This is a genomic window from Sphingomonas sp. Mn802worker, from assembly GCF_000382485.1.
Taxonomy (GTDB): Bacteria; Pseudomonadota; Alphaproteobacteria; order Sphingomonadales; family Sphingomonadaceae; genus Sphingomonas.
This window is the reverse complement of record NZ_AORY01000001.1, coordinates 181297-203090: the sequence shown is the minus strand read 5'-3', so window position 1 is coordinate 203090 and position 21794 is coordinate 181297. Positions and strand designations below refer to the sequence as shown.

The 21794-nt window shown below is 66.5% G+C and carries 23 protein-coding genes; 11 read left to right on the top strand and 12 right to left on the bottom strand.

Annotated elements, in window-relative coordinates:
• Positions 1-69 precede the first annotated feature (69 nt).
• A complete protein-coding gene (gene mutL / locus SMN802W_RS0101020; protein ID WP_026325611.1) occupies positions 70-1839 on the top strand; it encodes a DNA mismatch repair endonuclease MutL in 1770 nt (589 codons plus the stop codon).
• A gap of 74 nt (positions 1840-1913) precedes the next feature.
• On the top strand, positions 1914-2405 hold the full coding sequence (locus SMN802W_RS0101015) for a MarR family winged helix-turn-helix transcriptional regulator (protein WP_019515018.1): 492 nt from the start codon (positions 1914-1916) through the stop codon (positions 2403-2405).
• 292 nt (positions 2406-2697) lie between these two features.
• Here the strand turns inward: SMN802W_RS0101015 and rplI are convergent, their stop codons facing one another.
• From rplI to SMN802W_RS0100990, 4 genes are all read right to left on the bottom strand, one after another.
• The gene (gene rplI / locus SMN802W_RS0101005; protein ID WP_019515016.1) at positions 2698-3291 is read right to left on the bottom strand and encodes a 50S ribosomal protein L9; all 594 of its coding nucleotides are present in this window, start codon (positions 3289-3291) and stop codon (positions 2698-2700) included.
• A gap of 12 nt (positions 3292-3303) precedes the next feature.
• On the bottom strand, positions 3304-3528 hold the full coding sequence (gene rpsR / locus SMN802W_RS0101000; RefSeq protein WP_010163758.1) for a 30S ribosomal protein S18: 225 nt from the start codon (positions 3526-3528) through the stop codon (positions 3304-3306).
• Positions 3528-3971 (bottom strand): 30S ribosomal protein S6, encoded by a 444-nt coding sequence (gene rpsF, locus SMN802W_RS0100995; RefSeq protein WP_019515015.1) that lies wholly within the window; start codon positions 3969-3971, stop codon positions 3528-3530. Before rpsF ends, rpsR begins: the two co-directional genes overlap by 1 nt.
• 160 nt (positions 3972-4131) lie before the next feature.
• A complete protein-coding gene (locus SMN802W_RS0100990; RefSeq protein ID WP_026325609.1) occupies positions 4132-4491 on the bottom strand; it encodes an RcnB family protein in 360 nt (119 codons plus the stop codon).
• Positions 4492-4697: 206 nt separating this feature from the next.
• Here SMN802W_RS0100990 and SMN802W_RS16115 point away from each other — a divergent pair, with 206 nt between their 5' ends.
• From SMN802W_RS16115 to SMN802W_RS0100950, 7 genes are all read left to right on the top strand, one after another.
• Positions 4698-6152, top strand: coding sequence for an ArnT family glycosyltransferase (locus SMN802W_RS16115; RefSeq protein WP_019515013.1), 1455 nt, complete (start codon positions 4698-4700; stop codon positions 6150-6152).
• A gap of 52 nt (positions 6153-6204) precedes the next feature.
• The gene (fabD, locus tag SMN802W_RS0100975; RefSeq protein ID WP_019515012.1) at positions 6205-7164 is read left to right on the top strand and encodes an ACP S-malonyltransferase; all 960 of its coding nucleotides are present in this window, start codon (positions 6205-6207) and stop codon (positions 7162-7164) included.
• A 26-nt stretch (positions 7165-7190) separates the two neighbouring features.
• Positions 7191-7931: a 3-oxoacyl-[acyl-carrier-protein] reductase gene (gene fabG / locus SMN802W_RS0100970; protein ID WP_019515011.1), complete on the top strand. Its 741-nt coding sequence runs from the start codon at positions 7191-7193 to the stop codon at positions 7929-7931.
• A 125-nt stretch (positions 7932-8056) separates the two neighbouring features.
• Positions 8057-8293, top strand: a complete 237-nt coding sequence (locus tag SMN802W_RS0100965; protein ID WP_019515010.1) for an acyl carrier protein — start codon at positions 8057-8059, stop codon at positions 8291-8293.
• A 114-nt stretch (positions 8294-8407) separates the two neighbouring features.
• Entirely contained in the window at positions 8408-9664 is a 1257-nt protein-coding gene (gene fabF / locus SMN802W_RS0100960) for a beta-ketoacyl-ACP synthase II (RefSeq protein WP_019515009.1), read from the top strand.
• A 10-nt stretch (positions 9665-9674) separates the two neighbouring features.
• Complete coding sequence (gene mltG / locus SMN802W_RS0100955; protein ID WP_026325608.1) at positions 9675-10643, top strand: endolytic transglycosylase MltG; 969 nt, start codon at positions 9675-9677, stop codon at positions 10641-10643.
• Positions 10644-11002: 359 nt separating this feature from the next.
• Positions 11003-11938: a serine hydrolase gene (locus SMN802W_RS0100950; RefSeq protein ID WP_019515007.1), complete on the top strand. Its 936-nt coding sequence runs from the start codon at positions 11003-11005 to the stop codon at positions 11936-11938.
• A gap of 10 nt (positions 11939-11948) precedes the next feature.
• Here the strand turns inward: SMN802W_RS0100950 and eda are convergent, their stop codons facing one another.
• The 8 genes from eda to SMN802W_RS0100910 all read right to left on the bottom strand — a co-directional run bounded on the left by eda (position 11949) and on the right by SMN802W_RS0100910 (position 19356).
• Positions 11949-12551 (bottom strand): bifunctional 4-hydroxy-2-oxoglutarate aldolase/2-dehydro-3-deoxy-phosphogluconate aldolase, encoded by a 603-nt coding sequence (gene eda, locus SMN802W_RS0100945; RefSeq protein WP_019515006.1) that lies wholly within the window; start codon positions 12549-12551, stop codon positions 11949-11951.
• Positions 12548-13516, bottom strand: a complete 969-nt coding sequence (gene glk, locus SMN802W_RS0100940; protein ID WP_019515005.1) for a glucokinase — start codon at positions 13514-13516, stop codon at positions 12548-12550. Before glk ends, eda begins: the two co-directional genes overlap by 4 nt.
• Complete coding sequence (edd, locus tag SMN802W_RS0100935) at positions 13513-15339, bottom strand: phosphogluconate dehydratase (RefSeq protein ID WP_019515004.1); 1827 nt, start codon at positions 15337-15339, stop codon at positions 13513-13515. The genes glk and edd overlap by 4 nt, the downstream gene beginning before the upstream one ends.
• 86 nt (positions 15340-15425) lie before the next feature.
• On the bottom strand, positions 15426-16133 hold the full coding sequence (gene pgl / locus SMN802W_RS0100930; RefSeq protein WP_019515003.1) for a 6-phosphogluconolactonase: 708 nt from the start codon (positions 16131-16133) through the stop codon (positions 15426-15428).
• A 58-nt stretch (positions 16134-16191) separates the two neighbouring features.
• Entirely contained in the window at positions 16192-17655 is a 1464-nt protein-coding gene (gene zwf, locus SMN802W_RS0100925; protein WP_019515002.1) for a glucose-6-phosphate dehydrogenase, read from the bottom strand.
• A 78-nt stretch (positions 17656-17733) separates the two neighbouring features.
• Entirely contained in the window at positions 17734-18663 is a 930-nt protein-coding gene (gene argC / locus SMN802W_RS0100920; RefSeq protein WP_019515001.1) for an N-acetyl-gamma-glutamyl-phosphate reductase, read from the bottom strand.
• Positions 18660-18788 (bottom strand): hypothetical protein, encoded by a 129-nt coding sequence (locus SMN802W_RS18785; RefSeq protein ID WP_274543653.1) that lies wholly within the window; start codon positions 18786-18788, stop codon positions 18660-18662. The genes argC and SMN802W_RS18785 overlap by 4 nt, the downstream gene beginning before the upstream one ends.
• A gap of 238 nt (positions 18789-19026) precedes the next feature.
• Positions 19027-19356, bottom strand: a complete 330-nt coding sequence (locus SMN802W_RS0100910; protein WP_019514999.1) for a MarR family transcriptional regulator — start codon at positions 19354-19356, stop codon at positions 19027-19029.
• Between the two features lie 290 nt (positions 19357-19646).
• Between SMN802W_RS0100910 and secG the strand changes: the two genes are divergently transcribed.
• Both secG and SMN802W_RS0100900 read left to right on the top strand, forming a co-directional pair.
• The gene (gene secG / locus SMN802W_RS0100905; protein WP_019514998.1) at positions 19647-20027 is read left to right on the top strand and encodes a preprotein translocase subunit SecG; all 381 of its coding nucleotides are present in this window, start codon (positions 19647-19649) and stop codon (positions 20025-20027) included.
• Positions 20028-20155: 128 nt separating this feature from the next.
• Entirely contained in the window at positions 20156-21790 is a 1635-nt protein-coding gene (locus tag SMN802W_RS0100900; RefSeq protein WP_019514997.1) for a CTP synthase, read from the top strand.
• The last annotated feature ends 4 nt before the right edge of the window (positions 21791-21794 follow it).

Sequence of the window (21794 nt, the reverse complement as noted above, 5' to 3'; positions counted from 1 at the left end):
GCGTCGGGGGCCTTCGCGTGTGCATCTTTCGGGTCGCGGGAAGGCGTCGCTTGGGCTAGGGGCTTCGCAGTGTCAATACGTCGTCTGCCCGAGCATTTGGTCAACCGTATCGCTGCCGGTGAAGTGGTGGAAAGACCGGCCAGTGCGTTGAAGGAACTGGTCGAGAACGCAATCGACGCCGGCGCGACGCGGATCGCGGTGGAACTGTCCGCAGGCGGGGTCGAGCGGATCGCGGTGGCCGATGACGGCTGCGGCATGGCGCCGGCGGAGATCGCGCTCGCGCTCGAACGCCACGCCACCTCCAAGCTGCCGCACGAGGACATCGATCGCGTCGAGACACTGGGTTTCCGCGGCGAGGCGCTGCCCTCGATCGCCAGTGTCGCGCGCGTGACGATCGAGAGCCGGCCGGCGGGTTCGGAGGGCTGGGCGCGCGTCGTCGACAACGGCACGGTGGTGCGCGAGGGACCGGCCGCGCTGCCGCCGGGTACGCGCGTGGTGGTCGAGGGTCTGTTCGCTCGCGTGCCGGCCAGGCGCAAGTTCCTGCGCAGCACCCGCGCGGAATATGCCGCCTGTCTCGATGTTGTACGTCGGCTGGCGCTGGCGCGACCCGAGATCGCTTTCGCGGTCGAGCATGACGGGCGTCGCACGCTGTCGGTGCCAGCGCAGCACGACCGACCCGAACGCGTCGCCGCGCTGACCGACCGCGCGCTCGCCGACAATGCGGTCGCGATCGACTTCATTCGCGACGAGGTGGTGCTGGGCGGTGTCGCCGGGTTGCCGACGTTTCATCGCGGGGTGGCGGACCACCAATATCTCTTCGTCAACGGTCGTCCGGTGAAGGATCGGCTGCTGCTCGGCGCGTTGCGCGGTGCCTATGCCGAAATGATGCCGCGTGACCGGCACGCGGTGGTGGCGCTGTTCCTCGACCTGCCCGCCGATCTGGTCGACGTCAACGTCCACCCGGCCAAGACCGAGGTGCGATTCCGCGATCCGGCCATGATCCGCGGCACGATCGTGTCCGGCCTGCGCCGCGCGCTCGACGCGGCCGGACACCGCGCGGTGCAGCGACCGAGCGAGGATGCGCTGGCAATGTGGCAGCCCGAGCCACTTCCGGCGACGCCCGCATACGAGGTGCAGGCCAGCCTGATCGAGCGCACGAGCCCGCCGACCTACCTCAATGATCGGCGTCCAAGCTTCATCGCGGCGCCGCCACAGGCGCGCGCAGAGCCGGCCTGGGTGCCGCCACCCGAGACAGCCGAGCACCCGCTCGGTGTCGCGCGCGGGCAGGTGAGCAAGACCTATATCGTTGCAGAAGCGGCTGACGGTCTCGTGCTGGTCGACCAGCATGCCGCGCACGAGCGGCTGGTGTTGGAACGCATGCGTCGTGCGCTCGCCGGCGGCACCGTCGCCAGCCAGGCGCTGCTGCTGCCCGAGGTGGTCGAACTGGAGGAGCCTGCGTGCGATCGGCTCGAGGCGCGTAGCGGCGAGCTCGCCGAACTGGGGCTGGAGCTGGAGCGCTTCGGCCCGCGCGCGATGCTGGTGCGTGCGACGCCGGCGCTGCTTGGCAGCGCCGACCCGAGCGGATTGGTGACCGATCTGGCCGATGAACTGGCCGCGTTCGACGAGGCGCTGAGCTTGCGCGAGCGGCTCGACGCGGTCGCCGGCACGATGGCGTGCCACGGCTCAGTGCGCGCCGGCCGCGTGCTGTCTGTGGTGGAGATGAATGCGCTGCTGCGCGAAATGGAGGCGACACCGCACTCCGGCCAGTGCAACCACGGTCGCCCGACCTGGGTCAAACTGGCGCATGGCGACATCGAGAAACTGTTCGGCCGGCGCTGATCGCCCGATTCAGGACGCTGCATGGTCCAAACTGGCTATGGCGTAACATAAATTACTGCGGCATCACTCCTGCCATGAGTGATATCGTGACCCCGCCCCACGATCAGATCCTGCGCGAAGAGACGATTCGCGGCGGGATGGACCTGATGTTCTTCAGCAACACGCGTCACCTGCGACACGCCGACGAGACGCTCGCGGCGCTTGGGCTTGGACGCGCACACCACCGGATCCTGTACTTCGTCGCGCGGCAGCCGGGGATCAACGTGACCGCGCTGCTGGCGATCCTCGGCATCACCAAACAGTCGTTCGGGCGCGTCGCCAAGCAGTTGATCACCAAGGGCTTGATGGAGCAGCAGGCCGGCGACCGCGATCGGCGACAGCGGCTGATGAAGCTGACCCCGGAAGGAGCGAAGCTGGAGCGAGCCATCTTCGATGAACTGCATGACAATGTCGCCCGCGCGTACAAGGCAGCGGGGCCGGAAGCGGTCGCGGGCGCTTGGATCGTGATGCAGCATCTGATGGGCGAGGAAGCGCGGGTGCAGTTCCGCGCCACACAGGGCATCTGAGGCGTCGCTCAGGCATGTTCACGTGGTCACGCGATCGGGTCATCGCGGGACGGCCGGCTTGTTAATCCTGCGGAAACCCTAAAGCGCGTCGTGCATTGTACCGCGCAACACGTCTTCGCTGTTGCAAGGTACGATCATGAAGCAGTTCTTCCCCGTCATGATGGCGCTGATACCGTTCTCGGCCGTGATTACCGCGGTGCTGATGAACCCGTAATAACGCAAACCATATCGACACGAAAAAGGCCGCCCGGTTGCCCGAGCGGCCTTTTTCGTTGCCGAAGCGACGTGGGGCTCAGCCCTGCGCCTGCTCCTGCTGGACCTCGGCGGTGGCACCGGGCTCCGCGTTAGGGTCGTACGCCTCGACGAAGCCGCCCTGGTCGCGGCCTTCCTCGAAGACCTGCTGCATGACGTCGACGCCCGACGCCTGCATCTCGGCCTCTTCGGGCGAGCGCGCGACGTTGACCTTGACGTTCACCACGACCTCGGGGTGCAGCTGCACCTTGACGTCGTACAGGCCGATCGCCTTGATCGGACGATCGAGCACGACCTGGCTCTTCGTGACCTTGTACTTGGCTTCGTTCAGCGCCTCCACCAGATCGCGGACCGCGACCGAGCCGTAGAGCTGACCGGTGTTCGACGACTGGCGGATCAGCGTGACCTGCGCGTCCTTGAACGAGCCGGCTTCCTTCTCGGCATCGCCGCGGCGGGCCGCATTGTCAGCCTCGATGCGGGCGCGATTGGCCTCGAACACCTTGCGGTTGGCTTCGTTGGCGCGCAGCGCCTTCTTGCGCGGCAGAAGGAAGTTGCGGGCGAACCCGTCCTTCACCTTCACCACGTCGCCGATGGCGCCGAGCTTCTCGACGCGCTCGAGCAGAATGACGTCCATGTCTGCTACTCCTTACTTCACGATGTAGGGCAGCAGGCCCAGGTGACGCGAACGCTTGATCGCCTGCGCGAGCTCACGCTGCTTCTTGGCCGACACGCTGGTGATGCGCGAGGGCACGATCTTGCCGCGCTCGGACACGAAGCCCTGAAGCAGACGGACGTCCTTGTAGTCGATCCGGGGCGCATCCTTGGCGCTGAACGGGCACGACTTGCGACGGCGGAAAAACGGACGGGCCATTACGCGAACTCCTCCTCACGGCGGGGGCCACGGTCGCCGCCGCGGTCGCCGCGATCACCACCACGCTCACCACGGTCGCCGCCGCGCTCGCCGCGGTCGGCACGACGCTCACGGTCGCGCTCCTGCTTGCGCATCATGACGGTCGGACCCTGCTCCAGCTCGTCGACGCGGACGGTCATGTAGCGGATGATGTCTTCGTTGATGCCGGCCTGACGCTCGATCTCGGCGACGGTCTCGCCCGGAGCGTCGATCTCGAGCATCACGTAATGCGCCTTGCGGTTCTTTGCGATGCGGTACGCGAGGCTGCGCAGGCCCCAATTCTCGGTCTTCACGACGCGACCGCCGTGGTCGGTCACGATCTTGCTGGCGTTTTCAGCCAGCGTGTCCACCTGCGCCTGTGCCAAGTCCTGGCGCGCAAGGAACACGTGCTCGTAGAGAGCCATGTGCTACCTTCTGTGTTGGCCGATCGCTGACGGACGCCCCATGCGCACCGCCCTCCGGCTGTCGTCTTGAAACAAGCGAAGGGCGGAACGGTTGAACCGTCCCGCCCGAAGCGTCCTACCCTATGCCGGATCAATGCGTCCGGCGCAAGGCAGAAGGGGTTCAGCGATAAATCCGCGTCACCACGGTGCGGACGTTGCCGCCACGGTCGGCGACGAGTACCGCGTCATTCCCCGAGCGGACCCAGCGATAGCCACGCGGCGGCGCATACAGGCCGCGACCGCGGTACTGGCGATAGTCGATCACCCGGTAATTGGGTGCGTAGCGACGATCGAAGCGCTGTCCGGCGCGCCAATTGCGTGCGTTGTTCTGCCGCGTCGTCACCGTGCGCTGCACGACCGTGCCGTTGCGACGCTCCTTCACGGTGGTCACGGTGCGGGTCTGCGCCTCGGCGGAGGCAGCGACGATCGGCGTCAGCGCGACCGAGGCGGAAATGGCGGAAAGGATGATCTTCTTGAACATGATCTTGGCTCCCGTTGTTCGCGGCGGCGTCACCCGCCGTCGAAAGCTAAATTAGGAAGTGCGTGTCGCGTTCCCGTGTCGGGGGCTATGCAAATTGGTCGCAAAGTGTCGCGAGGCGGCGTCTTTCCTGAACGAGGGGACAGAAACACGCCAGTCTGAGGCGCTTCAACCAAATCGCAAGTGGCCGCGGGCTAGGCGTCGAACCCATGAAGATCGATCATACCTATCGCGTCGACGCCGGGGACCGCACGCGACCGCTGCCGTGGCTCCTGCTGCTGCTCGGATGTGCAGCGCTCGCGCTGTGGATCGGCTGGATCGGTTTCGAGGCGTCGGACGATTCGCTCTACTGGCAGGGCGCGATGAAGGTGATGACGCAACCGCCGTTCGCGGGCGACAATCACTGGACAACGCGCTTTCCGCTGACGATCACCTTTGCTGCGATGTTGCGGCTGCTGGGGCAGGGGTTTGCGGCATTCGCGGTGACGGCGATGATCTTCTACGCCTGCATCGTCGCGGTGACTGGAGTGTTCGCTGGCAAGGTCGCAGGCGCACGAAGCGGCTGGATCGCCGCGCTGCTGACTGCGACGCTTCCGGTTATCGTGAGCCACGCGACCACGGTGTCGGTCGACCTGATCGAGGCGGCGGCGCTGATCCTCGGCATCATGCTGCTGGGCGGCGCGCGGGCGGATCGTGCCGGATACATCAGCGGCGGCGCTGCCGGCGTCGCGTTCGGCGTCGCGGTGCTGTGCCGCGAGACGAGCGTGTTGCCGCTCGTCGGGCTGGTGCCGCTGTTCCTGCTCGGTCGCCCGGTACCGCGCGGCGTGCTGATCGCGGTCGGTGTCGGTGTCGCGATCGTGCTGGGCGGCGAGGCGCTGTACCAATGGGTGCTGACCGGCGATCCGCTGCGCCGCTACACAATCGCGTTCAATCACGACGACCACATCAACCGTGCCGCCAATATGGAGGGCAATTTCCTGCTGTGGCCGCCGATCGATCCGTTGCTGGTGCTGCTGATCAACGACGATTTCGGCGCGCTGTTCTGGGTCGCGGGCGCAGCAGTGGCGCTTGGCGCATGGCGCATGGTGCCGGTGGCGCAGCGCCCGCGGATGGTGGTGTTGAGCGCGATGGCGGTTGCGATGTTCCTGCTGGTCGCTGCGCTCTATGGCAAGCTGGTGCTCAATCCGCGTTACTTCACGCTGCCTGCGCTGGCGGCGGTGGTCATGGTGGCAGTCTGGGCGGCGCGGCTCGCGCCACTATGGCGGACGCTGCTGCTCGCAGCGATCGTGTCGAGCAACCTCCTGCTGATGGGCGTGGGCAACGCGCACCCGCGCTGGGTCATGGAAGCGATGGTCGAGGCGTCCGCGCAGCACTCCCGCGAGCTGATCGCCGCCGATCCGCAGACGGTGCGCCGCGCGCTGATCCCGATGCTGTACGCGGGTCGCGAGAATTTGCGCTACGCACCTGCGCGGCCGGGTGGGCTCGAGATCGTCAATGCGGATCATGCGCCAGCGGGGCAGATCGTCGCACGCTACCCGTCGCCACCGACGAAGGTCGGCGACATCCTGCGCACATTGGGGCTCGAGCCGCTGGTGCCCGGCGCGATCGCGCGGCGCATGTTTTCGCCGAGCCCGGAGGCCGTACTGGTCCGCCGCTCCGGTTGACCACTTTCGCGCTCGCGCCTAGCAGCGCAGCCCTTCACGCACGGAGAGGGCGATGCGCGCATTCATTTTTCCAGGGCAAGGCAGCCAGGCGGTCGGCATGGGCAAAACGCTCAGCGACGCGTCGCCGGTCGCGCGCGCGGTGTTCGAGGAGGTCGACGACGCGCTCGGCCAGCATCTGAGCCGCGTGATGTGGGAAGGTCCGGCCGACGACCTGACCCTGACCGAGAACGCGCAGCCCGCGATCATGGCGAATGCGATCGCGACCTTGCGCGTGCTCGCCCAAGAAGGCGGCGTGCGGCTGGCGGACAAGGTCGATTATGTCGCGGGTCATTCGCTGGGCGAATATAGCGCCTTGTGCGCGGCCGAAGCGCTCGACCTCGCGACCACTGCGCGGCTGCTGAAACTGCGCGGGCGCGCCATGCAGGCGGCGGTACCGGTCGGCGAGGGGGCAATGGCCGCACTCCTCGGCGCCGATGTCGAGAAGGCGAGCGTGATTGCGGGCGCCGCGGTCGACTCTATCCTGGCGGAGGGCGGCGCAGAGCAGGTCTGCACCGTCGCCAACGACAATGATCCGTCGCAGGTCGTGATCTCGGGCCATCGTGCCGCGGTCGAGCGCGCAGTCGCGCTGGCGAAGGAGATGGGGGCGAAGCGCGCGGTGCTGCTGCCCGTCTCGGCGCCGTTCCACTGCGCGCTGATGGCCGATGCCGCGACCGCGATGGAGGCGGCGCTTGCCGAGGCGGACCTGCGCGCGCCGCTCGTCCCCGTGTTCGCCAACGTCGATGCCGCTGCGGTCGCGGATCCGGGTGCGATCCGCCGCCTGCTCGTCGAGCAGGTGACCGGCCGGGTGCGCTGGCGCGAGTCGGTGCTCGCGATGGCCGACGCGGGCGTGACCGAGTTCGTCGAGTTCGGCGGCAAGGTGCTCGCACCCATGGTCAAGCGCATCGTCCCCGACGCGACCGTCACCAGCGTGGTGACGATGGACGACGTCGAAGCCCTGACCAAGACCTTGTGACCCAAAACCCTTTGAGGAGAGCGGGAATGTTCGATCTTTCAGGCATGACGGCGCTGGTGACCGGCGCGTCGGGCGGCATCGGTTCGGCAATTGCGCGCGGGCTGGCGGCGCAGGGGGCACGGCTCGCGGTATCGGGCTCGAACGCCGACAAGCTGGAGGCTTTCCGCGCGACGCTGGACGGTGATCATGTCGCGGTGCCCGCCAACCTGTCCGACGCCGCCTCGGTCGACGGGCTTGTGCCGGCGGCGGTGCAGGCACTGGGCGGACGGCTCGACATCCTCGTCAACAACGCTGGCGTGACGCGCGACAACCTCGCGATGCGGATGAAGGACGAGGAATGGGACACGGTGATCCGTGTCAATCTGGAGGCCGCGTTCCGCCTGATCCGTGCGGCGGCCAAGCCGATGATGAAGCAGCGCTTCGGTCGCATCGTCTCGATCACCTCGGTCGTCGGCCAGACCGGTAATCCGGGGCAGGCGAACTACGCCGCATCGAAAGCGGGGCTGGTCGGCATGTCGAAAGCGCTGGCGCAGGAGCTCGCCAGCCGCAACATCACGGTCAATTGCGTTGCGCCGGGCTTCATCCGTTCGGCGATGACCGACGTGCTGCCGGAGGCGCAGAAGAGCGCGCTCCTCGGCCGCATCCCCAACGGCGACCTGGGCACCGGAGAGGACATCGCCGCCGCCGTCGTCTATCTGACATCGAAGGAGGCGGGCTACGTCACCGGCCAGACGCTGCACGTCAACGGCGGCATGGCGATGGTGTGACGCCGGTGGCAGTCGTGCGGCAGATGGGCCGGGAAGTCCGGTAAACGTCGCACTTGTCACGAAACGTTCCCCGTTCTACCTGCGTTCAGGAAGTTACTGACCCCCCAAGAAGAAGAGGGATTACCATGAGCGAGACTGCCGACCGCGTGAAGAAGATCGTCGTCGAGCACCTGGGCGTCGAAGCCGACAAGGTGACCGAGGACGCCAGCTTCATCGACGATCTGGGCGCGGACAGCCTCGATATCGTCGAGCTGGTGATGGCGTTCGAGGAAGAGTTCGGGGTCGAGATTCCCGACGACGCCGCCGAGAAGATCACGACCGTGAAGGACGCGATCACCTATATCGACGAGCATAAGGGCTGATCCCTTAACTCGGAGAGTCGAGATTTGAGCGGCTCCCCATCCTCGGCTTGAGGGCGGGGAGCCGTTTTGGTTTGATGCGGTGCCGCGCGCAGGGTCAGGCGGCAGGAGAATGCTATGCGTCGGGTCGTCGTCACCGGGCTTGGCCTCGTGACTCCGCTGGGTGCGGACGTGGAAACGGCATGGGCCAACCTTATCGCCGGCAAGTCGGGCGCGGGGACGATCACCCGTTTCGACACCACGGGCCAGAAATGCACGATCGCGTGCGAGGTGAAGCCCAAGGATCACGAATACGGCTTCGATCCCGACAAGCGCGTCGACCACAAGGTCCAGCGTCAGGTCGATCCGTTTATCATCTACGGCATTGATGCCGCCGGACAGGCGCTGGAAGATGCGGGTCTGACCGAACTGGACGAAGCGACCAAGCTGCGCGCCGGGGTCTCGATCGGATCAGGCATCGGCGGACTGCCGGGCATTGAGATCGAATCGATCAATCTGCACGAGCGCGGCCCGGGTCGCGTCAGCCCGCACTTCGTTCACGGTCGGCTGATCAACCTCATCAGCGGGCAGGTGTCGATTAAATATGGCCTGATGGGGCCGAACCACTCGGTCGTCACCGCCTGCTCGACCGGCGCGCACTCGATCGGTGATGCGGCGCGGATGATCCGCGATGACGATGCCGACATCATGCTGGCAGGCGGCGCGGAAAGCACGGTCAACCCGCTCGGCGTCGCCGGTTTCGCGCAGGCGCGCGCACTTAACATGAGCATGAACGATCGCCCGACTGAGGCCAGCCGCCCGTATGACAAGGATCGCGACGGCTTCGTGATGGGCGAGGGCGCGGGTGTGGTCGTGCTGGAAGAATATGAGCATGCCAAGGCGCGCGGCGCGAAAATCTACGCAGAGGTGGTCGGCTACGGCCTGTCGGGCGATGCCTATCACGTCACCGCGCCCCATCCTGAGGGCAAGGGCGCCGAGAATGCGATGCGCATGGCGCTGCGCAAGGCGGGCATGGAACCGGGCGACATCGATTACATCAACGCCCACGGCACCTCCACGATGGCGGACACGATCGAGCTGGCGGCGGCCAAGCGCGTGTTCGGCGACGATCTGTCGGGTGCGTCGATGTCGAGCACCAAGTCGGCGATCGGGCATCTGCTCGGCGGCGCCGGCGCGGTGGAAAGCATCTTCTGCATTCTGGCGCTGCGCGATCAGGTGGTGCCGCCGACCCTCAACCTCCACAATCCGGACGAGGGCACGCAAGGGGTCGACCTCGTTCCGCTTGTCGCCAAGAAGCGCGAGGTGCGCGCGGTGCTCAACAACAGCTTCGGCTTCGGCGGCACCAATGCCTCGCTGGTGTTGAAGGCGATCTGAGGTAGCATCCATGCGCCGTTCCGGTTGTTTGGCGCTGATCGCCGGTATTGTTCTGATCGCCATGGCGGCGTGGGTGCTGCTGGGCTGGTCGGGCACTGGCCCGGCGACGCGGCCGCTCAACGTCGAGATCGCGCAAGGGTCTAGCCTGGCGAGCGCGGGGGAACAGCTGGAGAAAGCGGGCGCGATCCGTTCCGCCTCGCGCTTCCGGCTGCACGCACGGTTGTTCGGCAGGTCTGGCTCGATCAAGGCAGGCGAGTTCGCGATCCCCGCAGGCGCGAGCGAGTCGACGATCCTGTCGATCCTGCAAGGCGGGAAGGCCGTGCAGCGTCTCGTCGTCATTCCCGAGGGCCTGCCATCCGTCATGGTGCGCGACAGGCTGATGGCGGCCGAGGCGCTGACCGGGAGCGTCGGCGTGCCTGCCGAGGGTTCGATCTTGCCCGACGGCTATTCGTTCGAGCGCGACGAGGCTCGCGCAGCGGTGCTCGCGCGGATGCAGGCGGCGATGAAGCGCTACGTCGCGGCAAGCTGGTCCAAGCGACAACCGACCACCGTCGCCCGAACGCCGAGAGAGGCCGTGATCCTCGCCTCGATCGTCGAAAAGGAAACGGGTAAGCCGTCCGAGCGGCGGATGGTCGCGGCAGTCTATTCCAACCGCCTGCGGATCGGCATGCCGCTCCAGGCCGACCCGACGGTAATTTATCCGATCACGCATGGGCGCCCGCTTGGTCGCCGCATCAAGCAGTCGGAGCTGCGCGCGAAGAACGGCTACAACACCTATGCCTCGCCCGGGCTGCCGGTCGGGCCGGTCGCCAATCCCGGTCGGCTGTCGATCGATGCGGTGCTTAACCCGGCGCAGACCAGGGCATTGTATTTCGTTGCCGATGGCACCGGCGGCCACGTCTTCGCCGACACGCTGGCGGAGCACAACGCCAACGTAAAGAAGTGGTACGCGATCCGGCATGCGCGTGGTGAGATGTAACAACACGCCTCACCGTTACTCACAGCCCTAGAAGGTCGTGAGCGTCGGCATGACCTTTCAAGCCGACGCAGCCCTCGGTGCTAAGTTGCTGTCTTTACGATGATCGACCATCCGCAGGATGGGCCGAGCCTGCCGCGCGATGAGCGAGGGTGCTGTTTGCTGTCGCGGCCAATACAACGGCCAAAAGGGAAGCACCGTTGCCGTTGAATGATCCGTTTCGTCGCGCTCGCCTTATCGCGGGCGTCATGTTTTTGTCCGGCTGTGTTCCGGCTGTGCAGCGACCCGCGCCGCCTGCGTCGGTGCCGATCAGGGTGGATACAAGCCGGGCTGTTGCATCTGCTGCGACAATCCGACCCGAGATGCCGCGGCAACCGTCGGCCGATCTCGTCAATGCCGTTCAGGCGTTAGGATCAGGCTTAAAGGGTGATGTCGGGATCAGCGTTCGCGACATCGACGACGGCTGGGTGGTCGCGTGGCAAGGCGACCGCGCACGCCCGCAGCAGAGCGTAAGCAAATTGTGGGTCGCGGTCGCGGTGATGGACGCGGTCGATCGCGGCACGATGTCGTTGTCCGACCGGGTGACGGTCAGGCGATCGGATCTGACCCTGTTCCACCAGCCGATCCGCGCGCTGGTCGGAAAGGAAGGCTACACGACGACGGTCGGCGCGCTGCTTCGCGGTGCGATGACGCGCAGCGACAACACGTGCAACGATGTGCTGTTATGGCGCATCGGCGGCCCTGCGGCGATCAACCGTATGCTTGCCGGAAAGGGGATCGTCGGGGTCAGGTTTGGTCCGGGTGAGCGCAAGTTGCAGGCGCGCACCGTCGGGCTCGAATGGCGCTCCGAATGGGCCGGTGGCTGGGGCTTCCTGCAGGCGCGCGCTGCGATGACCTATGAGGCGCGCGCCAAGGCTTTGCGGCGCTATCTCGCCGCACCGATGGATGGCGCCTCCGCGAACGGGATCACGCTGGGACTGACGCTGCTTGCACAAGGCAAGCTGCTCACGCCGCGCTCTACCGCGTCGCTCCTCACGCTGATGCGGTCGAGCAAGACCGGGCCGCTGCGGCTCAAATCAGGGCTGCGGCCCGGCTGGACGCTGGCGCACAAGACCGGGACCGGACAGGATCTGGGCAGCTGGTCGACCGGCTACAACGATGTCGGTCTGCTCGTCGCCCCCGATGGCCACCGCTACGCTGTCGCTGTAATGATCGCGAGCACGCACCAGCCTATACCCGCACGCATGCGGTTGATGGGAAACGTCACGCGCGCGATTGTCGCTTACGCCGCGCGCTGAGGCGATCGGCTCAACCCTTCAGCGCCATCGCCTTCTTCGCGCGCTCGGTCACTTCAGGCATCGTTCCCTCGGTCACCCAGCTGCCACCGACGCACAGGACCGGATCGAGCGCGAGCCAGTCGGCTGCGTTCTTCGCGCTGATCCCCCCGGTCGGGCAGAATTTGCACTGGTAGAAGGGCGCGGCGAGCGCCTTCAGTGCCTTGACCCCGCCCGAGGTCTCGGCCGGAAAGAACTTGAAATGGGTGAGGCCGAGGTCGAGCCCGCGCATGATGTCGCCTGCGGTGGCGACGCCGGGCAGATAGGGCAGCTTGCTGTCGATGATACGCTCGCTCAGCCGATGCGACAGGCCGGGCGAGACGATGAACTCTGCGCCGGCATCGACGGCCTGATCGAATTGATCGGGCGATACCACCGTGCCCGCGCCGACGATCGCGCGCGGCACCTGCTTCATCTCGCGGATCGCGTCGAGTGCAGCGGGGGTGCGCAGTGTCACCTCGAGCACGCGCAGGCCCCCTGCTACCAGCGCCTCGGCCAGCGGACGTGCCTGCGCCGCGTCGTGGATCACCAGCACCGGGATGACCGGCGCAGTCTGCATGATGTCGGTTATGTTCATGTGTGTTCCTGCGCGAAGGCCGCCGCGGCGCCGAACAGACCGGGCTGGGGATGGGTGATGAGCTTGACCGGTATCGCCGCCATCAACTGCTGGAAGCGTCCTTTGGCGACGAAGCGTTGATCGAAGCCCGAACGAAGGAGCTTGTCCTTGATGCGCAGGCCCAGCCCGCCCGCGATAACGACGCCCTTTGCGCCGTGCGCGAGCGCCAAGTCGCCCGCGACCGCGCCTAGCGCCAGGCAGAAGCGATCGAGCGCGGCGAGTGCCAGCGAGTCGTCGCCGTCAAGCGCGTCGGTCCAGATTTCCTTGTCGGTCCGCTCGCGGATCGCACGGCCTTCGAGGCTGGCGAGCGTTTCGTAGATCGCGACGATGCCGGGTCCGGCGACGATCCGCTCGGTCGAAACGCGGGTGAAGGTGCGGCGCAGGCGCTTGAGGATCGCGTCCTCGATCCCGTCAAGCGGGGCATAGTCCATGTGCCCGCCTTCGGTCGACAGCACGTGATAGCCGCCGTCGGCCCTGAACACCTGCGCGACACCAAGGCCGGTGCCGGGCCCGCAGACGGTCGTGACGCCCTGCGTCGGCAGCGGCACGTCGGGACCGCACAGATGTTCGAAGTCGGCCGCCGGCAATTGCCCGACTGCGTGACCGACCGCGCCGAAATCGTTGATGATCGTATAAACGTCGGCGCCGAGCCGCTCCGGAATCAGCGACGGGCGGATCACCCACGGATTGTTGGTCATCCGGATCACGTCACCGGTGATCGGCGAGGCGACCGACAATGCCGCTGCCCTGGGTGTCGGACGGTTGAGCGTCGCGGCGAAGGCCTGCCACGCGGTTTGCAGGCTCGCGTGGTCGGCGGTGCGCAGCGTTACCGGCTCGGCGAGCGACACGACCTTTCCACCCTCGACCTCCGCGATCGCGAAGCGGGCGTTGGTGCCGCCGATGTCCGCGGTCACGATCTCGGTCACAGCATCGCTCCCGCCAGCATCGCGCTCGCTCCCTTTTCCGCCTCGTCTGCCTGACCGCGGAACATGCCGAACAACTCGCGTCCCATCCCCGAAGGCGGCGGCGGTGGTGTCGGCCGATCGCGCACGGCGAGCGTCCCGGCGTCGACCAGCATGTCGAGCGTACCCGAAACCGCGTCGACCCGCACCACGTCACCGTCGCGGATCAGGCCGATCGCACCGCCGACACCGTGCGCGTTCGGCAATGCCTCCGGGCTGACGTGGATGGCGCACGGCACCTTGCCGCTCGCCCCCGACATGCGTCCGTCGGTGACAAGCGCGACCTTGAACCCGCGGTTTTGCAGCACGCCGAGCGGCGGAGTGAGCTTGTGCAACTCCGGCATGCCGTTGGCGCGTGGGCCCTGGAAACGGACGACGACCACGATGTCGCGGTCCAGTTCACCCGCCTCGAATGCCTCGATCACGTCAAGCTGGTCGTCGAACACGCGGGCGGGCGCCTCGACGATCCAGCGTTCACGCTCCACCGCCGACACCTTGATACAGGCGCGGCCGACATTGCCTTGCAGGATACGCATGCCGCCGTCGAGCGAGAAGGGGGCGGCGGCGGGTCGCAGGATCGTCTCGTCACCGCTCGCCCCTGGTGCAGTCCAGCCGAGCGCGTCGCCGTCGAGCATGGGCTTCGCGGCGTAGGCCGACAGGTCGTTGCCCGCGACCGTCATGATGTCGCGGTGGAGGTGCCCACTGCCGATCAGCTCGCCGATGACATAGGGCATCCCGCCTGCCGCCTCGAACGCGTTCACGTCGGCGGAGCCGTTGGGGTAGACGCGCGCAAGGAGCGGCACCGCGGCCGACAGCCGGTCGAAATCCTCCCAGTCGATCACGATTCCGGCTGCACGCGCGATCGCTGGGACGTGGAGCAGGTGGTTGGTCGAACCGCCCGTTGCGAGCAGCCCGACCGCGGCATTCACGATCGCTTTCTCGTCGACGCAACGCCCGAGCGGTCGATAGTCATCGCTCGACGTGCCGATCGCGGCGAGCCGGTGGACCGCGGCGCGGGTCAGCGCCTGACGCAGCTTGGTGCCCGGATTGACGAAGGCGGCGCCGGGCATGTGCAGGCCCATCACCTCCATCATCATCTGGTTGGTGTTGGCGGTGCCGTAGAAGGTACAGGTGCCCTGACTGTGATAGGCGCCGATCTCCGCCTCGAGCAGCTCCTCGCGGCCCGCCTCGCCGACCGCAAAGCGCTCACGCACCGCGGCCTTTTCCTTGTTGGGCAGCCCCGAGGGCATTGGCCCGCCCGGCACCATCACCATCGGCAGATGCCCGAAGCGCAGCGCCCCCATCAGTAGCCCCGGCACGATCTTGTCGCAGATGCCGAGCAGCGCCGCGCCCTCGAACGTGCCGTGGCTGAGCGCGATGGCGGTCGACAGCGCGATCGTGTCGCGGCTGAACAGCGACAGCTCCATGCCCGGATAACCCTGCGTCACGCCGTCGCACATCGCGGGCACGCCGCCCGCGACCTGTGCGGTCGCACCCACCTCGCGCGCCCAGACCTTCATCTGTTCAGGATAGCGGTAATAGACCGCGTGCGCCGAGAGCATGTCGTTGTACGAGGTGACAACGCCGATGTTCATGCCCGCGCCGTCGCGCATCGCGGCGCGGTCCTCGGGCGTGCCGGCATAAGCGTGCGCCAGATTGGCGCAGCCGAGCCGCGGGCGCCCGATCCACGTGTCGCGCTCGCGCTCGATCAGGTCGAGATAGGCGCGGCGCGTAGGCTGCGAGCGCGCGATGATGCGATCGGTGACAGCCTGTACGGCGGGGTTCATGCGAAAACTTCCATCTGCCCTGAGCTGGTCGAAGGGCGCTTCTAATTGCTCAGGGCGTCAGGACAATGCCGTATATGGTCGCAGGATCACGGCGCCCAGTGGATGTCGACCGGCAACTCGACGTCCGCCAGCACGCGCCCGATCGGATAGGGCGATCTAGCCCCCTCGCTGATCGCATCCTCGATCACCTTGCGCTTGGCATCGCCCGTCACCGCGATCAGCAATGCGCGTGCGGTGATGATGCCGGCGCGGCTAAGCGTCACACGCGCGACCGGCGCCTCCGGGGGCAACGGATCGGGCATGACGCCCAACGCGCGACGCTCGCGCGGACCGTTCAACGCCTCGTCATAATCGGGGCCGGGGAAGATCGACGCGGTGTGGCCATCGCCACCGACGCCCAGCACGCACAGGTCGAGCGGCCAATGCAGGTCTTGCATCAACGCATCGGCGGAGCGGCCCGCCGCCTTGTAGTCGTCGGTCGCCTTCGGCACGATCGGCATCACGCGCGCGCCCTTGGGTATGAACGTTTTGCCCAGTGCGGTGACGTTCGACAGCGCATCGCCCAGCGGCACGATGCGCTCGTCACCAGGGATGATCGTCACCCGCTTCCAATCAAGCTTCGCCTGTGCGAGCTTCGTGTAGGCAGGCAAAGGCGTCTTGCCACCGGCAAGCGCGATCACGGCGGAGCCGCGCGCGTCGATCGCGCTCTCAATCACGAATTGGATGTCGCCCGCGACCGCATCGGCCAATTCGGCCGCGTCGTCATATTCCCACCATTCGATCTCGGTCGTCATCGTCACTCACTCACTTGAAATTGGGCACATGAAATTGGGGCCGGGTACGGCAGTGCGATCAATCGTCCTGCCAGGTAACGCCATCGCGCTCGGTCAGCGCGATTGCGGCGGAAGGACCCCAGGTGCCCGCGGGATAGTGTTTCGGCTTGGTCCCGTTCGCCGCCCAGCCGGCCCGGATCGCGTCGGTCCACACCCATTGTGCCTCCACCTCGTCACGGCGGACGAACAGCGTCTGATCGCCCTCGATCAGGTCGAGTAGCAGGCGCTCATAGGCGATACGGCGGCGCTGTCCGGCGAACTCGGTATCGAGGCTCAGCTTCAGCGGCACCTCGCGCAGGCGCACGCCATCCCGATCGAGGCCCGGTTCCTTCGCCATCACCAGCAGCTCGATATATTCCTCCGGCTGCAGGCGGATGACGAGCGTGTTCGGTTGCAGCAGCCCGCCGCGGCCTGAGAACATCGAGTGCGGCACCGGCTTGAACTGGATCGCGATTTCGCTACGCCGTTTCGCCATCCGCTTGCCGGTACGCAGGTAGAAGGGTACGCCCTGCCAGCGCCAATTGTCGACATGCGCCTTGATCGCAACAAAGGTTTCGACGTCCGAATCGTAGCCGAGCTCATCATCATAGCCCTTGACGACCTTGCTGCTGACCGCGCCTTCCTCATATTGGCCAGTCACGGTGTTGTGCGGCACGTCGGCCGGCGACATGACGCGCAGTGAGCGGAATACCTTCGCCTTTTCGTCGCGAATGTCGTCCTTGCTGTAGCGCGCGGGCGGCTCCATCGCTATCAGCGCGAGCAGTTGCAGCGTGTGGTTGGTGATCATGTCGCGCAGCGCACCCGCGCCCTCGTAATAACCCGCGCGATCCTCCAGTCCGACCGTTTCCGCGATCGTGATCTGGACGTTGTCGATCCCCTGCGCGTTCCACACCGGCTCGAAGAAGCTGTTGCCGAAGCGGAGCGCCAGGATGTTCTGAACCGTTTCTTTGCCGAGGTAATGATCGATGCGGAAGATCCGATCCTCAGGGAAGACCGCCGCGACGGTGTCGTTGATCTCCCGGCTGGAGGCGAGGTCGTAGCCGAGCGGCTTCTCCAGCCCGATCCGCACCGTGCTGCCGGCCAGCCCGACCTTCTCAAGTCCCTTGACCGCCGGCTCGAACAGCGACGGCGCGGTCGACAGGAAGATCGCGAGGCCATCCGACACGTCGCCGACCTTGTCGGCAAGCGCCTGGAACGTCGTCTCGTCCGACAGGTCGGCGGGCTGGAACGACAGCCGCTGGAGGAAGGAGGCGATCTTCTCCTTGTCCTTGCGATCGTTGCTCAGATGCGCGTCGAGCGCGGTGCGCGCGATCTCGCGGAACGTGTCGTCATTCTCGTCCCCGCGCGCCGAGCCGGTGATCGCCAATCCCTCGGGCAGCAGGCCGTCGGCGTGGAGCCCGTAAAGCGACGGCAACAGCATCCGTTTCGACAGGTCGCCGGTGGCGCCGAACAGGAGGAGTTTGCCGACGGGGTTGCGCTGCATGGTGGCTCCGTGGTCGTTGTGCCCGCGGTGCACCTGGGTAGGCGCGGCCGCTCGGGCGGGTTGAGTTGGTCAGCGGCGTTAGCGCGCGAGCCCGGCCAACGGGTCCAGCCCCGCCATCAAATTCAGGTTCTGCACCGCCGCGCCCGCCGCACCCTTGCCCAGATTGTCAAGCGTCGCGACCAAGCGGAGCTGACGCAGATCGTGATGCGCGAACACGTGCAGAGTCATGCGATCGGTACCCGCGTCGTCCTCGATCGCGATCGTCGCCGGTGTGTCGTCCGACACCCGCACGAGGCCGCAACCCTCGTACGTTGCTTCGAAAGCATCCAGGACCAACCGCCGGTCCGCTCCGGCCGCAAGTTGCGTCAAGTGAAGCGGAACCTCAACCACCATCCCGCGGTAGGTGTTCGCGACGGCAGGCTGGAACACCGGACCGTGCGACAGCCCGGCATGACGCGTCATCTCGGGCACATGCTTGTGTCCGAGCGACAGCGCGTAAGGGCGGAATGCCGTCGCTGCCGCGCCGCTCTCGAACTCGGCGATCATGCTCTTGCCGCCGCCCGAATAGCCCGAGGTCGCGTTGACGGTCACGAGTGCGTCGGCAGGCAGCAATCCGTCGCGCACCAAAGGGCGGACGAGTGCCAGAAAGCCGGTCGGGTAGCAGCCCGGGTTGGCGACGAAGCGCGCACCCGCGATCCGTTTGGCCTGATCGCGCTCCAACTCGGCGAAGCCGTAGGTCCAGCCATGGGCGATGCGGTGCGCGGTTGACGCGTCGATCACGCGGGTCGTGGCGTTGTCGATCATTGCCACCGCCTCCTTCGCCGCGTCGTCGGGTAGACAGAGGATGACAATATCGGCGTCGTTCAACGCGTCGCGCCGGGCAAACTCGTCCTTGCGACGCGCTTCATCCAAAATCAGCAGTGAAACGTCACCGCGACCCGACAGACGTTCGCGAATTTCCAGCCCAGTCGTGCCGACTGCCCCGTCGATGAAGACCGAAACGCTCATGTCGCTACCACATCGGCGTCGAGATAGCCGACGAGACCTGCGTCAACTGCAATCCCCCACGCGACACCGCCCGTCAGGTCGAGCAGGTCGAATGTCGCACCCACGGGCAGGTGGGCGATCGTCAACGCGTCGCGCCCGCGTGATTCCCGAAGATCGACACTGCTCGATAACGTGCGCCGAAGCGGGGCCGCATAATGTGGAGCAAACACACGGTCGGCTAGCCGCACATCCGCGATGTCGGGCCGGACCGCATTGGTGCTGGCGTCGAGCACTTGCGAGGGTCCCGTAAGGGCGAAGGTACGGCGGGCGGCACGCACGTGAGCGGATGTACCAGCCGATGCAGGATGCTCGGGCGTCGGTCGATCAAGCGTGGGCTGCGGCCCTGACGGGTGTGGCATGGCCGTCGCCGTCGCCGATGAACTGCCCGAACTCCTCAAGAAAATCTGCCCCTTCGGATGTGCGTGCGACAAAGATGTTGCGCTTGTCGCTGTCGTCGCGTTGGCGGCGCAGATAGCCGAGCGTCCCCAGCCTGTTCAAGGCGCGAGTGACGACCGGTTTCGACACGTTGAGCGCGCGCGCCAGCCCGCGCACCGTATGCGGGCCCGGCCGCAGATAGACGACCAGCAGCAACGCCATCTGTCGATTGGTCAGATCGGGCTCACCCGACCGCACGTAATCGACCAGCGCGTTCATCCACTGACCAAGTTCGGGCTGAATAAGACCTGCCACTGCCTCGTCCCGATTGCTCGCGTCCCGGAAAGTCGTTCCGGGGCTGTTGGATTGCTTAACGTCCTGTCCACGCACTGGTTTCAGCAACGTCACGAAATTGACGAGCACTGGTCGTGACGCGAAAACGGGTGGTCGCGGCAGGCGCGGGAAGGGAGCGTCTGCCGCCCGCGGTTGATTGCGCGGGCGCTCTCGCCTATGTCGCCGCGCGTCGCGCCGGCATGGCGCCCCCGTCCAAAGAAGTGCGCGCCCGGTCCATGTTCACCTTCCTGCTCGTCATCCACGCGATCGTCGCCGCCGCGCTCGTTACTGTTATCCTGATGCAGCGTTCGGAAGGCGGCGGCCTGACTTCGAGCGGCAGTCCGTCGGGGTTGATGTCGGCGCGCGGCGCGGCGGACTTCCTGACACGCGCGACCTCGGTGCTGGCGGGTGCGTTCATTCTCCTCTCGATCCTGCTCGCATTCTTGGCGGCGAACCGGAACGCGACCTCAGTCGACACCTCGTTCCAGCGCCGCGCGCCGGCCGCCGCTGCTGCGCCTGCGCAGACCAGTCAGGATGCGCTGTCCGACGCGGCGCGCAACGCCGCTGCTGCGGCCGCACCGGCGCAGGCCGACAACGGCGTGCCGCTCGCGCGCTAGGCTTCATCTGCTTGTCTAACTGTCGACACCGCGCATGGTGTCGACGCTCGGTTCATCGTGAATTTCGCCGCGCGTGGGCGACCGCGCGCTTGTGGTCGTTCGTATTTCAGGGTTAGGCGTTTATCCCCATGGCGCGGTTCATCTTCATCACCGGCGGCGTGGTTTCCTCGCTCGGCAAGGGTCTCATGGCGGCGAGCCTCGCCGCGCTCCTTCAGGCGCGTGGCTACCGGGTCCGTATCCGCAAGTTCGATCCGTACCTGAACGTCGATCCCGGCACGATGAGCCCGTATCAGCACGGCGAGGTCTATGTGACCGACGACGGGGCCGAGACCGATCTCGACCTCGGCCATTATGAGCGTTTCACCGGCGTGTCGGCGCGTCAGTCGGACAACGTCACCTCGGGCCGCATCTACAAGACGATCATCGAGCGTGAGCGGCGCGGCGACTATCTCGGCGCAACGGTGCAGGTGATCCCGCACGTCACCGACGCGATCAAGGCGTTTGCGCGCGCTGAGACCGACGATCTCGACTTCGTGCTGTGCGAGATCGGCGGCACCGTCGGCGACATCGAGTCGCTCCCCTTCATCGAGGCGATCCGCCAGCTCCGCAACGAGGAGGGGCGGGCCAACGCGATCTCGATCCACGTGACTCTGGTGCCGTACATCGCCGCGGCGGGCGAGCTGAAGACCAAGCCGACCCAGCACTCTGTGCGCGAGATCGCCGCATTGGGCGTTCAGCCCGACGTGATCGTCTGCCGCTGCGAGCAGCCGCTGCCCGCGTCCGAGCGCGCCAAAATCGCGCTGTTCTGCAACGTGCCCGAAAGTGCGGTGATCCCCGCACTCGACGCGAAGAGCATCTACGCCGTGCCGCTGCAATATCATGGCGAAGGGCTCGACTCGGAGGTGCTGCGCGCCTTCGGCATCACGCCATCCTCGGCACCCGATCTCAGCCGCTGGGAAGAGATCGTTGAGCGGCTTGAACATCCCGAGGGCGAGGTCACGATCGGCGTCGTCGGCAAATATGTCGGACTGCAGGACGCGTACAAATCGCTGAACGAGGCGCTGGTCCACGGCGGAATCGCCAACCGCGTCAAGGTCAACATCCGCTGGATCGACGCCGAGCTGTTCGAGGGCGACGAGGCCGAGATCGCTGCCCACTTGGAGCCCTGCCACGCGATCCTCGTGCCGGGTGCGTTCGGATCACGCGGCGCGGAAGGAAAGATCGAGTCGGTGCGCTTCGCGCGCGAGCGGCGCGTGCCCTATTTCGGCATCTGCTTCGGCATGCAGATGGCGTGCGTCGAGGGGGCACGCGACCTTGCCGGAATCGCCCAGGCGTCCTCGACCGAGTTCGGCCCGACGCCCGAGCCCGTCGTCGGCCTCATCACCGAATGGATGGGCGAGCGCGGGCTGGAAAAGCGCGCGGTGGACGGCGATCTGGGCGGCACGATGCGATTGGGCGCATATCCGGCGAAGCTGACCGGCAACAGCGTCGTCGCCTCGGTCTACGGCGCCGACGAGATCGAGGAGCGGCACCGTCACCGCTACGAGGTCAACACCGCCTATCGCGACCGATTGGAGGCGGGCGGGCTCGTCTTCTCCGGCCTGTCACCCGACGGCATGTTGCCCGAAATCGTCGAGCGGCCCGACCATCCGTGGTTCGTCGGCGTGCAGTTCCACCCCGAATTGAAGTCGAAGCCGTTCGATCCGCACCCCCTGTTCGCCAGCTTCATCGCGGCTGCGGTCAAGCAGAGCCGGCTCGTCTAATAGG

Bases quoted from the DNA above. Each gene is read 5' to 3' on its own strand.
- SMN802W_RS0101015 (WP_019515018.1), top strand. From the start codon at position 1,914: ATGAGTGATATCGTGACCCCGCCCCACGATCAGATCCTGCGCGAAGAG.
- rplI (WP_019515016.1), bottom strand. From the start codon at position 3,291: ATGGACGTCATTCTGCTCGAGCGCGTCGAGAAGCTCGGCGCCATCGGC.
- rpsR (WP_010163758.1), bottom strand. From the start codon at position 3,528: ATGGCCCGTCCGTTTTTCCGCCGTCGCAAGTCGTGCCCGTTCAGCGCC.
- rpsF (WP_019515015.1), bottom strand. From the start codon at position 3,971: ATGGCTCTCTACGAGCACGTGTTCCTTGCGCGCCAGGACTTGGCACAG.
- SMN802W_RS0100990 (WP_026325609.1), bottom strand. From the start codon at position 4,491: ATGTTCAAGAAGATCATCCTTTCCGCCATTTCCGCCTCGGTCGCGCTG.
- SMN802W_RS16115 (WP_019515013.1), top strand. From the start codon at position 4,698: ATGAAGATCGATCATACCTATCGCGTCGACGCCGGGGACCGCACGCGA.
- fabD (WP_019515012.1), top strand. From the start codon at position 6,205: ATGCGCGCATTCATTTTTCCAGGGCAAGGCAGCCAGGCGGTCGGCATG.
- fabG (WP_019515011.1), top strand. From the start codon at position 7,191: ATGTTCGATCTTTCAGGCATGACGGCGCTGGTGACCGGCGCGTCGGGC.
- SMN802W_RS0100965 (WP_019515010.1), top strand. From the start codon at position 8,057: ATGAGCGAGACTGCCGACCGCGTGAAGAAGATCGTCGTCGAGCACCTG.
- fabF (WP_019515009.1), top strand. From the start codon at position 8,408: ATGCGTCGGGTCGTCGTCACCGGGCTTGGCCTCGTGACTCCGCTGGGT.
- mltG (WP_026325608.1), top strand. From the start codon at position 9,675: ATGCGCCGTTCCGGTTGTTTGGCGCTGATCGCCGGTATTGTTCTGATC.
- SMN802W_RS0100950 (WP_019515007.1), top strand. From the start codon at position 11,003: ATGCCGCGGCAACCGTCGGCCGATCTCGTCAATGCCGTTCAGGCGTTA.
- eda (WP_019515006.1), bottom strand. From the start codon at position 12,551: ATGAACATAACCGACATCATGCAGACTGCGCCGGTCATCCCGGTGCTG.
- edd (WP_019515004.1), bottom strand. From the start codon at position 15,339: ATGAACCCCGCCGTACAGGCTGTCACCGATCGCATCATCGCGCGCTCG.
- pgl (WP_019515003.1), bottom strand. From the start codon at position 16,133: ATGACGACCGAGATCGAATGGTGGGAATATGACGACGCGGCCGAATTG.
- zwf (WP_019515002.1), bottom strand. From the start codon at position 17,655: ATGCAGCGCAACCCCGTCGGCAAACTCCTCCTGTTCGGCGCCACCGGC.
- argC (WP_019515001.1), bottom strand. From the start codon at position 18,663: ATGAGCGTTTCGGTCTTCATCGACGGGGCAGTCGGCACGACTGGGCTG.
- SMN802W_RS0100910 (WP_019514999.1), bottom strand. From the start codon at position 19,356: ATGAACGCGCTGGTCGATTACGTGCGGTCGGGTGAGCCCGATCTGACC.
- secG (WP_019514998.1), top strand. From the start codon at position 19,647: ATGTTCACCTTCCTGCTCGTCATCCACGCGATCGTCGCCGCCGCGCTC.
- SMN802W_RS0100900 (WP_019514997.1), top strand. From the start codon at position 20,156: ATGGCGCGGTTCATCTTCATCACCGGCGGCGTGGTTTCCTCGCTCGGC.